Raw genomic sequence first — 15770 nt, 5'->3', positions numbered from 1 at the left:
GCGATTGAACGATAACGCGGTACGCCTGATTAACTGGTCATCGGTTTAGCCTTCAAATTCCGCGCATACCAAGGCCGTTGCGGCACCTTGCGGAACAGGTCTTCCAACTTTTTCTCGTCTTCACCAAAGGTAATCCGCAGCGCCAGTTTCATGGTTTCCGGGTCCATTTCCACCGACTTGCCCGCCTGCAACCCCGGTGTGGTGTTGCAGCCATGGGTGCTCGGGCCGAGCCACGGATCGTCGATCTCGACCCAGCGACCGGGCGCAAACCACGGCACACCATTGACCTCCAGCCGACGGACTTCCCCCGGATGAAAGCGCTCGTGCGCACGGAACCAGTCTTCGAGACGGTCATCGATCCAGCCATGGAAATGCCAGAACACCGGGTTCACATGGGAGGAAAACGGGTCGCCAAGAAAGTCGTTTTCCGCCGCGAACCAACGGGCGGAAAAGTCTGCGGTGTCCCGCGCGAACGGCACAGGCTGGCCGTTGGACGGATCGCGGGGCACCGACGCCCAGCGCATGTGCAGCCAGTCATGCAGCCCGAGTTCGACCTCGGAACCGAACTGCCCCAAGGTCAGTTTCGACAAGTAACGCGGGTCACGGTATCGCGATTCCCAGACCTGAAAATTGCTGTGATAGGTCTCGGCGGTCTTGAGATCGGCCACCCACTGCGAGAATTCGTCATCGTCTTCGGCGCGCCAGGCCGGCGGCAAAGCGGTGCCGTCGTGGTTGTCGAAGTAACGGGCAAAGCCCTGGCGATCACGCAGCAGCTCCGGTTGCGGCAATGGAAATTGCTGCCACGACGGCAAGTCTTGCAGGGAGCGCGCGGTGCCGAGCATGTGCCGGTGCATGAAGAAAAAGTCGATGCCCGAGCCATTGCGGTCCTTGCGCGGCCCGCGTGCATCGCGCTCCTTGTCCCGAAGCCCCGGCTGCCAGCCGATGCCGCGCAAGGCGTTGCGCTTGTCTTCGGACAAGGTGTGCCATTTGTCGCGGGAGGCGTGCCAGAGCTGATGGAACAAGCGGTGCTCGGGCGAAATCAGCCACGCCAGCAACGCCGGGCCCAGGCCCGTGCGCTCGCGTGCTTCAGGGAACACCTGTTTGACTGCGACGAAACGGTTGTCCTGAGCGGTCAAGGCCAACGGACGATCCAGACGCAGCACACGCCCACTCAAGGTGCCGCTGCCGGCATTGCCGAACGCGGCCCAGACTTCGTCCAGCTTGAAGGTGAATTCGTAGTCCGGCGTCCCGGTCGGGGATCGGGAATCGATCAGGCGCCAGCTCAGCTCTTGGTTATCTACGCCCGCCAGATCGCCGAGGACGCGATAGCGCGGCGGCGGTGCGGCACGCAGCGCTTCGAAAGTATCGAGAAAACCGTTGAGCCCACGGCCCTTGTGACCGACGTCGAGCAGCAGTTGCAAGCCCTCGCGAGGCAAGCCGTCGAGCCCCGCGTCACGCCCCTCGAAGCGAATGTCCCAGACGCCCTGCAAGGTGTTGGCCAAACGCTGACCGGCCACATCCGCGACGTCGAATGACGCTTCGCCGGGGGTAATGGTCGGGTCCGGTTTTGTCAGTTCGCGATGCCCGTAATACGCCGCAGGCAGGGCGGCACCGGTCAGTGCCAGCCCCGCCAGGAACCATCGTCGAGAAATCGTCATTGCCCTACCTGTGTCAGCCATGGAGCAGGCTTTATCCAAGCTAGAACGTTTGTTGCCTCGACAAATTTAAGAGCTTCGCGGGCAAGCCTCGCTCCTACAGGTCGGCATACAAACCCTGTAGGAGCGAGCGGTGCGGCGATCCGACTTGCCCGCGAAGGGGCCATCAGCCTCACTAAATTTCCCACTCGGCCACTCGTTCTTCCCAGATAGCAAAGGCCCCCGCGCCTGCACCCTCGACGGCGAACCTGACTGAGATGGCAATGACAAAACCTCGTTCGAAAAAGGCTCTTTTCATTGGCCTGCCCCTGGCGCTGGCCATCGCTGGCGCGGCAGGGTTTGCGGCCTGGGATTACTGGCTCAACGACAACCCCGGCTACCCGGTCGCGGTGATGAAACAGGCCGATGAACTGCAAGAACGCATCCTCTCGTTCGACAGCCACATCACCGTGCCCATGGATTTCGGCACCGCCGAAAACGAGGCCGACAAGGACGGCAGCGGCCAGTTCGACCTGGTCAAGACAGCGCGTGGTCGCCTGTCCGGCGCGGCGCTGACCATTTTCGGCTGGCCCGAAATCTGGAACGGCGACAACGCCCCGCACCGCCCGACCGCCGGGTTCATCGACGAAGCCCGTCACGAGCAGGAAACACGCTACAAAATCATCACCACCCTGGTGCGCGACTTCCCCAATCAGGTGGCCATTGCCTACACCCCGGACGATTTCCGACGCCTGCACGGCGAGGGCAAGTTCGCCGTGTTCATCAGCATGCTCAACGCTTACCCGCTGGGCAACGACGTCAACGCCCTGGATAAATGGGCCGCACGCGGAATGCGCATGTTCGGTTTCAGTTACGTGGGCAACAACGCCTGGGCCGATTCGTCCCGACCGCTGCCGTTTTTCAATGATTCCCGTGATGCGCTGGGCGGCCTGTCAGAGCTGGGCAAACAAGCAGTGCATCGCCTGAACGACCTCGGGGTCATCATCGATGTGTCGCAAATGTCGACCAAAGCGCTTGAGCAAGTCAGCCAATTGAGCCGCGCACCGATGGTCGCCTCGCACTCGGCGCCACGGGCGCTGGTGGACATCCCGCGCAACCTCAGCGACAGCGAAATGCAGCTGATCAAGAACAGCGGCGGCGTGGTGCAGATCGTCGGCTTCCCTACCTACATCAAGCCGCTGAGCCAGGGCACCCAGGACAAACTCAACGCCCTGCGTGCGCGTTTCGACCTGCAACCGCTGCAAGGCCTGGAGATGGCGCTGATGCCGGGCGACCCGGTGATCACCGTGTGGTCGGAACAGCGTTTCGGCGAATACGCCAGTCAGCTCTACGGCATTGTCGATGAAGAACCCAAGGCCACCCTCAAGGATTACGGCGACGCCATCGACTACGCCGTGAAAAAAATCGGCATCGATCACGTCGGCATCAGCTCCGACTTCAACGACGGTGGCGGCCTGAACGGCTGGAAAGACGTCAGCGAGGCACGCAACGTGACCGCCGAGCTGATCAGCCGCGGTTACAGCGAAGCCGACATCGCCAAGCTCTGGGGCGGCAATTTCCTGCGCGTCTGGGATCAGGTGCAGAAGTCCTCCAGACCCGTCGCCAAACACTGACATTCACTTTGCCAAGCGAACCGAATTCATGACCAACCGTCGTACATTCCTCAAGCAGGCCGGCATTGTCGCGGCCGCCATTCCCCTGGGTTCAGCGGTCAGCCTGCCGGCACTGGCCGCAACGCCGGCACCGCTGCCCAAAGACAAATGGGCGCAGTTTCGCCAGCTGTTCAATCAGGATCCCGATTACCTGCATTTCGCCAACTTCCTGGTGACCTCACACCCCCGCCCCGTGCGCGAAGCCATCGAGATGCACCGCGCCAACCTCGACCGCAACCCCGGCCTGGCGATGGACTGGCATCGCGGCGAAACCGAACGCCGTGAAGAAGACGTGCGCGTGTGGGCCGGCCATTACTTGAAGGCCAAGCCTTCGCAGATCGCCCTGACCGGCAGCACCACCGAAGGCCTGGCGATGATTTACGCCGGCATTCACGTGCGTCCGGATCAGGAAATCCTGACCAGCGAACATGAGCACTACGCCGCCAACAGCGTGTTTGAATTCCGCACGCAAAAGGACGGAACCAAGGTCCGTAAAATCAAATTGTTCGAAGACCCGTACAAGGTCTCGACGAAAGAAATACTGGCCTCCATTGCCCGCAACATTCGCCCCGAGACTCGCGTGCTCGGCATGACCTGGGTGCATTCCGGCAGCGGTGTGAAGCTGCCCATCGGCGAGATCGGCAAACTGGTCGCCGAGAAAAACCGCGACCGCCAGGAAAAGGATCGCATCCTTTATGTGGTCGATGGCGTCCACGGCTTTGGCGTGGAAAACCTCGATTTCCCGGACATGCATTGCGACTACTTCATCGCCGGCACCCACAAATGGATGTTCGGCCCACGGGGCACCGGGATCATCTGCGCGCGCTCCGATGAAATGAAGGACCTCACGCCGACCATCCCGACGTTCTCCGAAGCAACTACGTTTTCGACCGTTATGACCTACGGCGGCTATCACTCGTTTGAACACCGCTGGGCGCTGACCGAAGCGTTCAAGTTGCATCTGGACCTGGGCAAGGCCGAGGTTCAGGCACGCATCCATGAAATCAACAGCTACCTGAAAAAGCGCTTGCAGGAGCATCCGTCGGTGGAGCTCGTCACGCCGTTGTCGCCCGAGTATTCCGCCGGCTTCACGTTCTTCCGGATCAAGAACCGCGACTGCGAAGAAGTCGCCAATTTCCTGATGGACCAGCGCGTGGTCTGCGATGCCGTGGACCGCGATGTCGGCCCGATCATTCGCCTGTCGCCGGGCCTGCTCAACACCGAGGCGCACATCGACCGCGTCATGGCGCTGTTGGCCAGCAAGCTCTGAAACACCGATTTCCTTTAGCGAGAATGCATATGAAAAACATCCTGCACAGACTCGGGTTGTCGCTCCCACAACTCGGGGCGCTGACAATCCTGGCATTGCTCGGCACCGCGTTGCCCGGCGCTGCCCAGGCCACCACCGCACCGCTGCCGGGCAAGGTGTTCAAGGATTGCCGCAACTGCCCGGAAATGGTGGTGCTGCCCGCCGGCACTTTCACCATGGGCACGCCGGAAGGTGAAGTCGGTCGCGAACCCGATGAAGGCCCGATGCACGAAGTCACGTTCGACAAGCCGTTTGCCATGAGCCGTTACCAGATCACCGCCGGCGAATGGGACCAGTACCTGAAAGAAACCGGGATCACCATTCCCGACGGCGATACCCGCCCCGGCCGCGAGTGCATCAACAGCAAGCCGCGTTATCCACAAAGCCCGCGTCAGCCGGCGGTGTGCATGAACTTTGCCGAGGTCAGCGCGTATGTCGCGTGGCTGTCGCTCAAGACCGGCCAGCACTACCACATCGTCAGCGAGGCCCAGCGCGAATACGCCGCCCGTGCCGGTTCAACGGGGCCGTTCCCGTTCCCGTTCGATGAGGGCACCGAGTACAGCATCGCCACCCATGCCAATACTTACGGGCCAACCGACGGCTACAGCTACACCTCCCCGGCCGGCAGCTACCCGCCGAACGCCTTCGGCATGTACGACATGCACGGCAACGTCTACGAGTGGATCGCCGACTGCGAACACAGCGATTACGTGGGTGCCCCCACCGACGGCAGCGCGTGGGTCGAACCCAACTGCGAAGCCTTGCAGATTCGCGGCAATGACTGGGGCGAAGCGCCGGTGTTCTCGCGCTCCGGCAACCGCAACAACATCTACCCGCAAACCCGTGGCGACTGGATCGGTTTCCGCGTCGTGCGTGATCTGCCGTCCAAAGGCTGACCCCCCTTCCCCCCGGCCGCCGCCAGTCGGCGGCCGTCTAAATTAAACGCCTGGCCACACGTTCTTCTGGGTATCTGCCTCACGACCCAAGAGACCTTCCCCACATGCATCTTCCCAAGACCCAGCCTGCGCGCGGTGCAATTCATGAATTGTTCACCCTCCTGAAACCGTTCCGGCTGGTGGTCAGCCTGTCGATCATTCTGGGCATGGTGGGCGGTCTGAGCGTGACGGTGTTGCTGGCGACGATCAACAATGCCCTGCATTCGGAAAGCGGCCTGACCCAGGGCGTGGTCGCACTGTTCGGCGGCCTTTGCCTGTTGGCGCTGGCGAGTTCGATCTGCTCGGACATCGGCACCAACTACGTCGGCCAGCACATCATCGCCAAGCTGCGCAAAGAGCTGGGGGAAAAGGTGCTGTCGGCGCCCATCGAACAGATCGAACGCTATCGCAGCCACCGTTTGATCCCGGTGCTGACCCATGACGTCGACACCATCAGCGACTTCGCGTTTGCCTTCGCGCCGCTGGCCATTTCCCTGACCGTGACCCTCGGCTGCATGGGCTACCTGGCCCTGTTGTCGTGGCCGATGTTCCTGATGATGGTGCTGGCGATTGCCATCGGCACCGGCATCCAGTTCTACGCACAGGGCAAGGGCATCAAGGGCTTCATGGCCGCCCGTGACGCCGAAGACGAATTGCAAAAGCATTACAACGCCATCGCCGGCGGCGCCAAGGAACTGCGCATTCACCGTCCGCGCCGCCAGCGCATGTTCACCTCGGGCATTCAGGGCACGGCGGATTTCATCTGCAACACCCAGGTGCGCTCGATCAATACCTTCGTGATCGCCAAGACGCTGGGGTCGATGCTGTTCTTCGTGGTCATCGGCCTGGCGCTGGCCCTGCAATCGTTCTGGCCCAGCGCCGACAAGTCGGTGATGAGCGGCTTCGTCCTGGTGCTGCTGTACATGAAAGGCCCTATCGAGCATCTGGTCGGCACCTTGCCGGTGGTCAGCCGGGCGCGAATTGCCTTCCGCCGCATCGCCGAACTGTCGAGCCGGTTTTCCTCGCCCGAACCGCACCTGCTGCTCAACGACACCGGCAAAAAACCGGCCGTGGTCAACAGCCTGCAACTGGACAACGTCAGCTATGCCTTCCCGGCCGCACCGGGCAGCGAAGCGTTCCGCCTGGGGCCGGTGAACCTGACCATCGAACAGGGCGACATCATTTTCATCGTCGGCGAAAACGGCTGCGGCAAGACCACGCTGATCAAATTGTTGCTGGGGCTTTATGCGCCGCAACAAGGCGCAATCCTGCTCAACGGCGAAGGTGTCGATGCGCAGAACCGTGACGACTATCGCCAACTGTTCACCACGATTTTTGCCGACTACTACCTGTTCGATGACGTGGTGCAGGGCGATCAGCACATTCCCGAAGACGCCAACAAATACCTGCAACGCCTGGAAATCGCGCACAAGGTCAGCGTCAAGGACGGCAGCTTCACCACCACCGACCTGTCCACCGGCCAGCGTAAACGCCTGGCACTGGTCAATGCCTGGCTGGAAGAACGTCCGGTGCTGGTGTTTGACGAGTGGGCGGCCGACCAGGACCCGACCTTCCGCCGGATCTTCTACACCGAGCTGCTTCCGGACCTGAAGCGCCTGGGCAAAACCATCATCGTCATCTCCCACGACGACCGCTATTTCGACATGGCCGATCAGTTGGTTCGCATGGAATCGGGCCGTGTGGTGACGGAGCGGGCGACCGCCTGAGCAGCGTTGAATCCATATACCTCGACGATTTTCGGAGTTTGTTTTCCGGTTTCGTCGGGGTGATGCGTCTAATAATAATTATCATTAACTAAAAAAATCTGCACACCTTAGGAGCGATTTGAGCAATGCAAAGCCCTACCCTGTCCCGCGCGCCGTTGGCACTGGCCATCGCGCCGCAAAAGAAATTCCGAACAGTCGTACCGGGTGCGTTGCTGACCCTGTTGCTGCTGGGCACCTCTCAGGTCCAGGCCGCGCCGGTGAACGTCAACGTGCCTGCGCAATCGCTGGCCAGCGCGCTGCAGCAACTGGGTCAACAGACCGACCTGCAGATTCTGTACAGCCAGGACATGGTCAACGGCCTCAAGTCCACGGCGGTTTCCGGCAATCTGGAGCCGGAACAGGCATTGAATACGTTGCTGCTGGGGAGCGGCATTACGTTTCAACTGACTGGCAACACCGTTTCGCTGATTCCGGTCGCGGGTAACTCCAGCGCGCTGCAACTGGGCGCGACCGCCATTTCCGGCGTGGCGCCGGGGCCTACCACCGAAGGCACGCATTCCTATACCACCGATCAAGTCAGCATCGGCAAGGGCAACATCAAGCTCAAGGACATCCCGCAGTCAGTGTCCGTCGTCACGCGCCAGCGCATGGACGACCAGAACATGAACAGCCTGCAAGACGCGATGCGCCAGGTCACCGGCGTCACCATCAAGACGTACAACTCCGGCTCCAGCCTGAACGACGTCTACATGCGCGGCTTCCTCGTCGACCAGGTACAGGTTGACGGCGTATCGCAACCGACCGGCCAGGGCGACTTGGGCACCAGCTTCGACCTCGCGATGTATGATCGTGTCGAAGTGCTGCGCGGCCCATCCGGCCTGTATCAAGGCGCTGGCGAACCCGGCGGTACGATCAACGTGGTGCGCAAGCGCGCCCTGAACAAATTCGCCCTCGGCGGCGAGCTGGGCGCAGGTTCCTATGACCACTACCGCTCGATGGTGGACGTCACCGGTCCGTTGAACGATCAAGGCACCGTGCGCGGTCGCTTCATCACCGCTTACGAAAACAACAAATCCTACGTCGACTCTGCCCAGAACGAACGCCCGATGGTGTACGGTCGCCTGGAATTCGACCTCGCCCCGTCCACCACCCTGTCGGTCGGCGGCGCCTACCAGCAAAACCACTCCACCCCGGCGTTCGGCTTGCCGGCCTTTGCCGACGGCAAATTGCTGGACGTGCCGCGCTCGACGTTCGTCGATGCCAAGTGGAACACCCTGAACGAGAAAGTCTGGGAGTCCTTTGCCGAGGTCGATCACGCGCTGGACAACGGCGGTCAGTTCAAGACCACCGTCACCTACCGCGACGCAGAAACGCCACAGCGTAACTTCACCTGGGCCGACGGTACCGTCGATCCGGCTACCGGCGACAGTTCGGCCGTGGCGTACGACTACTACACCCACATCAAAACCATCGGCGTCGACAGCTTCGTCACCACGCCGTTCGAATTCGCGGATCGCAGACACGAGTTCACCGTAGGCGCCGAGTACCAGCACCTCGACAAAGACTTTGAATACGGTGGCGGCGAGTACTTCCCGATCAACGTCTACAACCCGGGCAGTATCGATATTCCCAAGAACGACTACGAGCGCAACAACGGTAACTGGTCCAAATCCGACCAGTACGGCCTCTATACCCGCGCCAAGTTCAACGTCACCGACTGGCTCGACGTGATCGGCGGCAGCCGCGTGACCTGGTACGAAAGCGACGCGAAGAACGCCAACGCCTTCTTCAACAGCTTCGGCGAAGCCCACACCAGCATCAACCGCAAGGTCGTGCCTTACGGCGCCATCATCGCCAAGCTGACCCCGGAACTGTCGGCCTACGCCAGCTACACCGGCGTGTTCAAGCCACAAAGCGAGCTCGACAGCGACAACTCGCCCATTGGACCGCGTAAAGGCAAGCAATATGAAGTCGGCCTCAAGCGCGAGTTCTACGACGGCCGCCTGAACGCCAGCATCGCGATGTTCCGCATCTACGATGAAAACCGTGCTCAATTCAACGCCGACACCGGTGGAAACGAAGCACAAGGCAAGGCGCGCAGCCAGGGCTGGGAAACCGAGTTGAGCGGTAACCTGACCGACAACTGGAGCATCGTCACCGGCTACGCCTTCACCACCACCAAATTGTTGAAATCTGACGACGCGACCGAAGGCAGCACCTTCAGCACCATCACGCCGAAGCACAACTTCAACCTGTGGACCAAATACGAATTCGCCGACGGCCCGCTCAAAGACTTCAGCGTCGGCGGCGGCGTGCGCGTAGTCAGCAAGACCTGGTACCAGCGTGAAGTACGCTTCGAACAAAGCGGCTACGGCATCGCCACCGCGCAGGTGGGCTACAAGTTCAACGAGAACCTGTCGGCGACACTGACTGGCAACAACCTGTTTGATAAAAAGTACTACGATCGCGTGGATGCTTCGTGGGGGACTAACTTCTATGGCGATCCGCGTAATCTGACGTTGACGTTGCGGGCTAACTATTGATTGCTGTGTTCGTTAAATGTTGAACAACACCGGGCCGCTTGCGGCCCGGTGTTGTTTTTAAGGTGAGCGGGAGTGGAGCAAATGCATGTAGATAGGCGAGAAGTAACCGGCCATCATCATTCGCTTTGCCCCTGGCTGAAAATCTAGCCGACAAGAACTTTTCGAAACGAGTCTCGACTACCCGAACCATCACATACCAATGGCCCTTATGGCCATCATGCAGAGATGTCATTTTGATTTTCATTGGACATCACCTTCGATTTTGTCTTAACTGCTTTCATTACCATCCTTGAGCCACATCAGCATGAGACCGATACGAATGGAAGCTATCGCACGTTCAATGCTAGTTACTGCGCTGACTTTTTTAACGGCTTGCAGCGCCGCCCTTGTAGCGCCTGTAGATGAACCGCCACCAGAACCAGTTCCCGCTGTATCTGTTGAGGAGCCCCCACCGTCTTCCATTGATGAGACTCATAATGAGTTCGTCGATAAAATGACCGGAATCGTCACTGTTTTTTTTGCCAGTAATCGAAACATAATTTCCGATTATGGCTGCGTAGATTCTTTAGGTAAAAAACGAGGCAAGTCTCTAGTTTATGGATATTGCCATGTAAAAATCCCCTTCAACCATAAAACAGGAATTATCGAGTCCCCCTCATGGTTTAAACTTGAATGGACAGAAGATCCCGAGAAGCATGTATCTATTGTAGGTGGAGGCGTTGTTGCCAAGGCAGAATTTGAAAAGCTTATTAGTCATCGACTAAAAGAAAACGGAACAACTTTCATTTACGTGCACGGATATAATGTTTCGTTCGAGGACGCCGCGAAACGCACAGCACAGATGGCATACGATCTGGATTTCAAGGGGGTACCGGCTTTCTACAGTTGGCCTTCGGCTGGAAACCCGAAAAACTATGTACCTGACGAGGCAGCTGCAGAAGCGGCGAAGACAAAATACTATAATTTTTTGGTCGACTACCTCAAAAACCCCAACGTCAAAGGGGTGTATTTGATTGCTCATAGCATGGGTAACCGGGCAGTTGCAGCTGGCCTTGTCACCCTTAACGTTCAACACCCAGAGCTCAGGGCTAAAATAAAAGAAGTGATACTGGCAGCTCCTGATATAGATTCTGACGTATTTGCGGATGAAATTGTTCCTGGTATTGAGTCAGCAAAATGGCCTGTCACGATGTATGCCTCAGATAAAGACATGGCTTTACTCGCATCAAAGACATATCACAACTACCCGCGAGCCGGGTATATCTCAGACAATCTTATTGTAATGCCAGGTATTGACACCGTCGATGCCAGCCTGATTAAAACAGACTTTCTCAGCCACTCTTATTACGGCGACTCAACCACGTTAATTTATGACATCTACAACATAATAAACACGGGGGCACGAGCAGATAAGCGTCGAAATCTTTCCAAGATCAATGACACTAACGGAATCTATTGGCGCTTTACTCCTTAAGTGTCTTTACTTGCTTTTTCAAGACATGGGCAACCTCAAGATTCTGGCTGGCTGATCGTAAAGCGGATTGGCGGAATATATGAACCGCACAACCACCCATTCATGCTGTTTGGCGTCATGGATTGGGCCGTTGGCATCGAGAATCGATAATCAAAGTGCCGACGACGGCAACCGATCCAGAGCACAACCGTTGGCCATTTGCGACGGCTTGGCTTGAATGACTCGGCCCCCGATATCCAGATTAAAGATGCTGAGTTTGCAGCCGCCGATTTCATCCGGGCCGTCGGCGATGCCGCCCTTGATCACGTAGTGGGCCCCCGGTGTGAACTCGGTGACGAAATCGACTGTGCACCGTCGATTGCCACTGGCCCAGCCCTGCAAAACCAGGTGCAGCGGTTTGCCCGCTTCGATAGCGCGAAAACCTTCGGGGCGGGTTGCCATGTTATCGACTGAGAACAATTGACTCCCAGGTGTCACCGCCACCGACCTCCCGAACTTGCAATCCATAGCTGGGGCTTGCGAAAGAACCGCGCCGTTACGACGGTTGTTGGTCACGTCCATTTCACTGCGGATCAGCGCTTGGGGGACGTTGGCGGGGACCACGTACTGCGGGGTCTGCACGCAGCCTGCGACCAGTAATAGAAGGGAGCATGCGTAAAGCGGTTTCATGATCGTCTTTGTCCGTTTCAGCGATTTTTTATGGCGAAGATGGAATGCAGTCTGCGCTTCGTAACCTTCACTCAACCGGCATCGCGCTTGTTGTGCTTTGACTCGATGAGCGCTCGCATATGCGCCATCACCCAATCATGGGGGATATTCATCAAGGGGAGATTGTGACCTCCGGTATTGATGATCGCCAATCAAATCGAATTGGATTGCTGTCGTTGCAGGGGCGTGCCCCACGCACCAGCAAGGTCAGCACAATTTGAGAGATCTCCGCTTCGATTACGTAGACCGGAACCTTTTTTTCAGCGTACGGCGTGTTGGCACCCATTGTTGCTACCATTTTGCTTCCGGCCAACTTGCGACTTAAAATGCGTAGCTCGGCGCCTTCCGCAAAAACCACTTCCTTCTCGTGCCCCAAATCTCCGTCCGGACCATAGAGATAAGCTTCAGTCTCAGCCCCCGTAACCCTTACAACCATCAAATCAATATGGCCCACATCGTAAGCTTTCCCAGACCAACTAGCGTTTCCCAGCGCTATCTGCGGGCAGAAGCTTGTAGAAAACGGTCGATCTGTCACAAACACATCACGCTCGGTTGGCCAGCATCCGCCATGAAACAGAAATTGCCCTTCACCCAGAATCACGCCGTGAGCCCGTATCTCCCTATCTACTTCCAAAGGATCATATTTTGGATAATCAGACTGGTAACGTGCCAATGCCGGAGGAGTTGAATTTGGCATTAGACGCCTGATACCTGCCAAAGCAGGGTTATCGTTTAGAACGCTGTGGATATGATCTTCCAGGCGATTGTCCAAAGCCTCTGCTACATGCAGGGCCGCCAGTCGTGCCGAATTGATTTCTTTGACAAATTTGTCTGGGGGACTGGCTCGGCAGCCATGCAAGCGAAGGTAGGAAAGTTCCTCCTCCATCGTTAGCTTTTGCTGGGACCTTACTTCATACGGAGACCTGAATACGTCGACGACTGGCACTCGGTTGGTTCGCATAAAAATCCATTTTTTGACTGGAAGTTAAGCGCGAATAATGCCTATTGGAAGACATGAAACACAACAATTGACGGTAGTAACTCGTAGAAACACGCTACTACTCCAACATCAGCTCCATGATGATCGTGCGCTCGGCACCTTGAAATTCGTCTCGGACTTTCTTGAATCCAAGCGATGCGTAAAAGCCTTCTGCGGTTATTGAAGAAGGAACGCGCAGTCGTTTGACGCCCCTACTGACAGCGGTTGACTGGATCATCGTCATCAACTGCTTTCCGAAGCCCTGCCCTTGATGGAGTGGATCGACGAATACGCTTCGAACAACGTCCTGATCAAGGCTGGCGGTTGCAACGACATGATCGTCGATTGTTGCCACGTAGACCTGACGCTGAGTCAGCAAGCAAAGGATGGCTTGCGGGGAGAAGCTTTGCTCCACCTGTTCAATGACTGCTGGCGTGTAGTCACGGGCATTGGTTTCACGTAGTGCGCCAATCACGACCCGGCTTATGGCGATTGCATCTTCGCGTGTGGCGATTCGGATCAGGCAGTCCATTTGAGTAAAATCCTTCCGCATGGTCGGCTGATCGTAAAGGGATGCATCCGGCCTACCTAGTAGAAGTCGTAGTAAAGCACCCACTCCCCCGTACTTTTGCTCTTCCAGAACATCAGGCTCCCGCAATCCACCACGTTCAGGTTGATTTTCGTGTCGGAGGAAATCTGGAACACGAATTCAAAATCATCACCGAGGTCCACGCCGGACTGGCAGAACGAGGGGTAGCCGCCAATCTTGTGTTCGTAGGTGTGAGTCACGAGGTCTGAGTAGCTTTCTATCTCGCCCGTCCGCTGAAGGCTGCAAATTTCCTCTTCAAGGTCCGCCGGTGCACCACCGCCATCCCACAGTGGAAAGTCCTCTGCGACCCGTTCGGCCAGCAACGGAAAGGGCTTGAGGTATGAACCTGCTACCGGCAGCTCTTTGCGGACAAGTACATCGTCAAATCCATACTCCCTGATCAGCCAGTTGTTCCCCATCGGGTCCAGCGCTTCCGGCAAGGGACTGGAAACAAACAAGGTAAGGACGCGAACACCGTCCAGCGCCGGACTGTTAAACGGCAGGCTGGGGAGGTGGAATTGTGCAAAGGGATGCAGTTCAGCTCCGGCGTCGTTTCTCGGGACGCCTTCATCCGGGCGAAACAGGAATACGTTTCCAAGCCAGCTTTCGTCATCCCCATGGGTGGGACGAAATCCGCCAGCGACGAATTTTGTAGCGGGTCTGGCCAAGCGTCTTTTGATTTCCTGGATGTTCATACCGGTACATCACTCCATTGCCAACTGCAGGGAGCCACAACGCTATACGTCGGACGTCCGAGCGCCAACCCTAAAAAGATGTCGGAAATTTCCCCAGAGTTTTCGCGTTTTACATCGGGTGTAGGAAGCCGGTGAATGGCGCGGTAGGCGGTCAGTCAGATCGCGTTATCGTTTATCGCCAGCAAGCCGGCTCCTACAGGCGATCCGGGCGACACGGCTTGTATGGTTCACCGCGGTGGGGCCATCGCCGGCAAGCCGGCTCCTACAGGAATTGCGTAGGTTGTAGGAGCCGGCTTGCTGGCGATGCAGGCGACACGGTTTGTCTGGTTCACCGCGGTGATGCCATCGCCGGCAAGCCGGCTCCTACAGGAATTGCGTAGGTTGTAGGAGCCAGCTTGCTGGCGATGCAGGCGACACGGTTTGTCTGGTTCACCGCGGGGGCCATCGCCGGCAAGCCGGTTCCTACAGATCACGATTAACCCAGGCTTTCTGTGATCTGCGCCGCCAGTTGCTCCAGCATCGCCGGTACTTCCTGGACCATCTCCCCCATCCGTGCGAAGTCGTGGGTCATTCCGGCTTTCACGTCCAGCACTATGGGTTGTCCGGCGGCACGCAATTTTTCGGCCCAGGCCAGGCCTTCATCCAGCAACGGATCGTATTCGGCCAGCCACAGTACGGTCGGTGTCAGCCCTTGCAGGGTCTCGGCGAACAACGGGGAAAAGCGCCAGTCGCGGCGATCATCAATGCTGCGTTGATACTGCTGATAGAACCATTCCAGCGTGGTCGCTTCCAGCAGGTAGCCTTCGGCGAAACGTGCAAGCGACGGGCGTTTTTCCACAGCGTCGATCACCGGGTACAACAGCACTTGCAGCCGTGGCGTGAGCAGCCAGGCCTGTGGGTCCTGGGCGATAGCAATCGACAAGGACGCCACCAGGCTGCCGCCGACGCTGTCTCCCGCCAATGCGATACGTGCCGGGTCCAGCCCGAGCGCACCGGCGCCGGTGGTGGCGAGCCAGCGCGTCACGTCTTCCGCATCCTCGTAGGCGACAGGAAAACGGTGCTCCGGGGCCAGTCGATAATCCGCCGACAGCACCGCAAAACCACCCGCCAGCGCCAGTCGGCGGCACAGGGTGTCGTGGGAATCGAGGCTGCCGACCACGTAGCCGCCACCATGGAAATACAGCAGCACCGGACGTTCCTGCGTGCCCAGCGACGGCCGAGCGTAGAGGCGAGCATTGAGCAGATGGCCGTCGCGGGCCGGAATGCTGACCGCAGTCACTGTCAGCGCGCCCATCGGTGCGGCGTCGAGCAGCTGCGAGGTTTGTTCGAATTGCTGGCGCGCTTCGGTCGGGCTCAGCTCGTGCATGGGCAGGCTTTTGCCGGTGAGGCGGCCGAACTCGGCCAGCTCTAGAAAACCTTCGATGTCCGGGTGCAGTGCCATGGGCGGTGGTCTCCAAAAAATAAAAAGCTCGCCCTATAAACGAACCGTGAGAGCCGTTCATTA

Annotated in this window: 13 protein-coding genes; 6 read left to right on the top strand and 7 right to left on the bottom strand. The window is 58.2% G+C overall.

Annotated features, from left to right (window positions below):
- Nucleotides 1-29 precede the first annotated feature (29 nt).
- Nucleotides 30-1658, bottom strand: coding sequence for a PvdJ/PvdD/PvdP-like protein (locus J4E42_RS20435; RefSeq protein ID WP_207286030.1), 1629 nt, complete (start codon nucleotides 1656-1658; stop codon nucleotides 30-32).
- Between the two features lie 260 nt (nucleotides 1659-1918).
- Here J4E42_RS20435 and pvdM point away from each other — a divergent pair, with 260 nt between their 5' ends.
- The 5 genes from pvdM to J4E42_RS20410 all read left to right on the top strand — a co-directional run bounded on the left by pvdM (nucleotide 1919) and on the right by J4E42_RS20410 (nucleotide 9821).
- Nucleotides 1919-3268, top strand: coding sequence for a pyoverdine-tailoring dipeptidase-like protein PvdM (gene pvdM / locus J4E42_RS20430; protein ID WP_008039979.1), 1350 nt, complete (start codon nucleotides 1919-1921; stop codon nucleotides 3266-3268).
- Nucleotides 3269-3296: 28 nt separating this feature from the next.
- Nucleotides 3297-4577, top strand: coding sequence for an aminotransferase class V-fold PLP-dependent enzyme (locus tag J4E42_RS20425; RefSeq protein ID WP_207286029.1), 1281 nt, complete (start codon nucleotides 3297-3299; stop codon nucleotides 4575-4577).
- A gap of 29 nt (nucleotides 4578-4606) precedes the next feature.
- Nucleotides 4607-5512, top strand: coding sequence for a formylglycine-generating enzyme family protein (locus tag J4E42_RS20420; protein WP_008032321.1), 906 nt, complete (start codon nucleotides 4607-4609; stop codon nucleotides 5510-5512).
- A gap of 104 nt (nucleotides 5513-5616) precedes the next feature.
- Nucleotides 5617-7278, top strand: a complete 1662-nt coding sequence (locus tag J4E42_RS20415; RefSeq protein ID WP_207286028.1) for a cyclic peptide export ABC transporter — start codon at nucleotides 5617-5619, stop codon at nucleotides 7276-7278.
- Between the two features lie 125 nt (nucleotides 7279-7403).
- Nucleotides 7404-9821, top strand: coding sequence for a TonB-dependent siderophore receptor (locus J4E42_RS20410; RefSeq protein WP_207286027.1), 2418 nt, complete (start codon nucleotides 7404-7406; stop codon nucleotides 9819-9821).
- Here J4E42_RS20410 and J4E42_RS20405 read toward each other — a convergent pair.
- Nucleotides 9811-10065, bottom strand: a complete 255-nt coding sequence (locus J4E42_RS20405) for a hypothetical protein (protein WP_207286026.1) — start codon at nucleotides 10063-10065, stop codon at nucleotides 9811-9813. The two genes, J4E42_RS20410 and J4E42_RS20405, sit on opposite strands and share 11 nt — an antisense overlap.
- A 75-nt stretch (nucleotides 10066-10140) precedes the next feature.
- Between J4E42_RS20405 and J4E42_RS20400 the strand changes: the two genes are divergently transcribed.
- Complete coding sequence (locus tag J4E42_RS20400) at nucleotides 10141-11295, top strand: alpha/beta hydrolase (protein ID WP_207286025.1); 1155 nt, start codon at nucleotides 10141-10143, stop codon at nucleotides 11293-11295.
- A 150-nt stretch (nucleotides 11296-11445) separates the two neighbouring features.
- Here the strand turns inward: J4E42_RS20400 and J4E42_RS20395 are convergent, their stop codons facing one another.
- The 5 genes from J4E42_RS20395 to J4E42_RS20375 all read right to left on the bottom strand — a co-directional run bounded on the left by J4E42_RS20395 (nucleotide 11446) and on the right by J4E42_RS20375 (nucleotide 15707).
- Nucleotides 11446-12039, bottom strand: coding sequence for a hypothetical protein (locus J4E42_RS20395; protein WP_259331702.1), 594 nt, complete (start codon nucleotides 12037-12039; stop codon nucleotides 11446-11448).
- Between the two features lie 76 nt (nucleotides 12040-12115).
- On the bottom strand, nucleotides 12116-12889 hold the full coding sequence (locus J4E42_RS20390; RefSeq protein WP_207286024.1) for a hypothetical protein: 774 nt from the start codon (nucleotides 12887-12889) through the stop codon (nucleotides 12116-12118).
- Between the two features lie 172 nt (nucleotides 12890-13061).
- On the bottom strand, nucleotides 13062-13514 hold the full coding sequence (locus J4E42_RS20385) for a GNAT family N-acetyltransferase (protein WP_207286023.1): 453 nt from the start codon (nucleotides 13512-13514) through the stop codon (nucleotides 13062-13064).
- Nucleotides 13515-13570: 56 nt separating this feature from the next.
- The gene (locus tag J4E42_RS20380; RefSeq protein ID WP_207286022.1) at nucleotides 13571-14266 is read right to left on the bottom strand and encodes a DUF1963 domain-containing protein; all 696 of its coding nucleotides are present in this window, start codon (nucleotides 14264-14266) and stop codon (nucleotides 13571-13573) included.
- Between the two features lie 475 nt (nucleotides 14267-14741).
- Complete coding sequence (locus J4E42_RS20375) at nucleotides 14742-15707, bottom strand: alpha/beta hydrolase (protein ID WP_207286021.1); 966 nt, start codon at nucleotides 15705-15707, stop codon at nucleotides 14742-14744.
- Between the last annotated feature and the right edge of the window lie 63 nt (nucleotides 15708-15770).

The sequence above is a fragment of the Pseudomonas sp. FW300-N2A2 genome (genome assembly GCF_017351735.1).
GTDB classification, from domain to species: domain Bacteria; phylum Pseudomonadota; class Gammaproteobacteria; order Pseudomonadales; family Pseudomonadaceae; genus Aquipseudomonas; species Aquipseudomonas migulae.
Note: the sequence above shows the minus strand (reverse complement) of the source record. Positions and strands in the feature narration are given on the sequence as shown.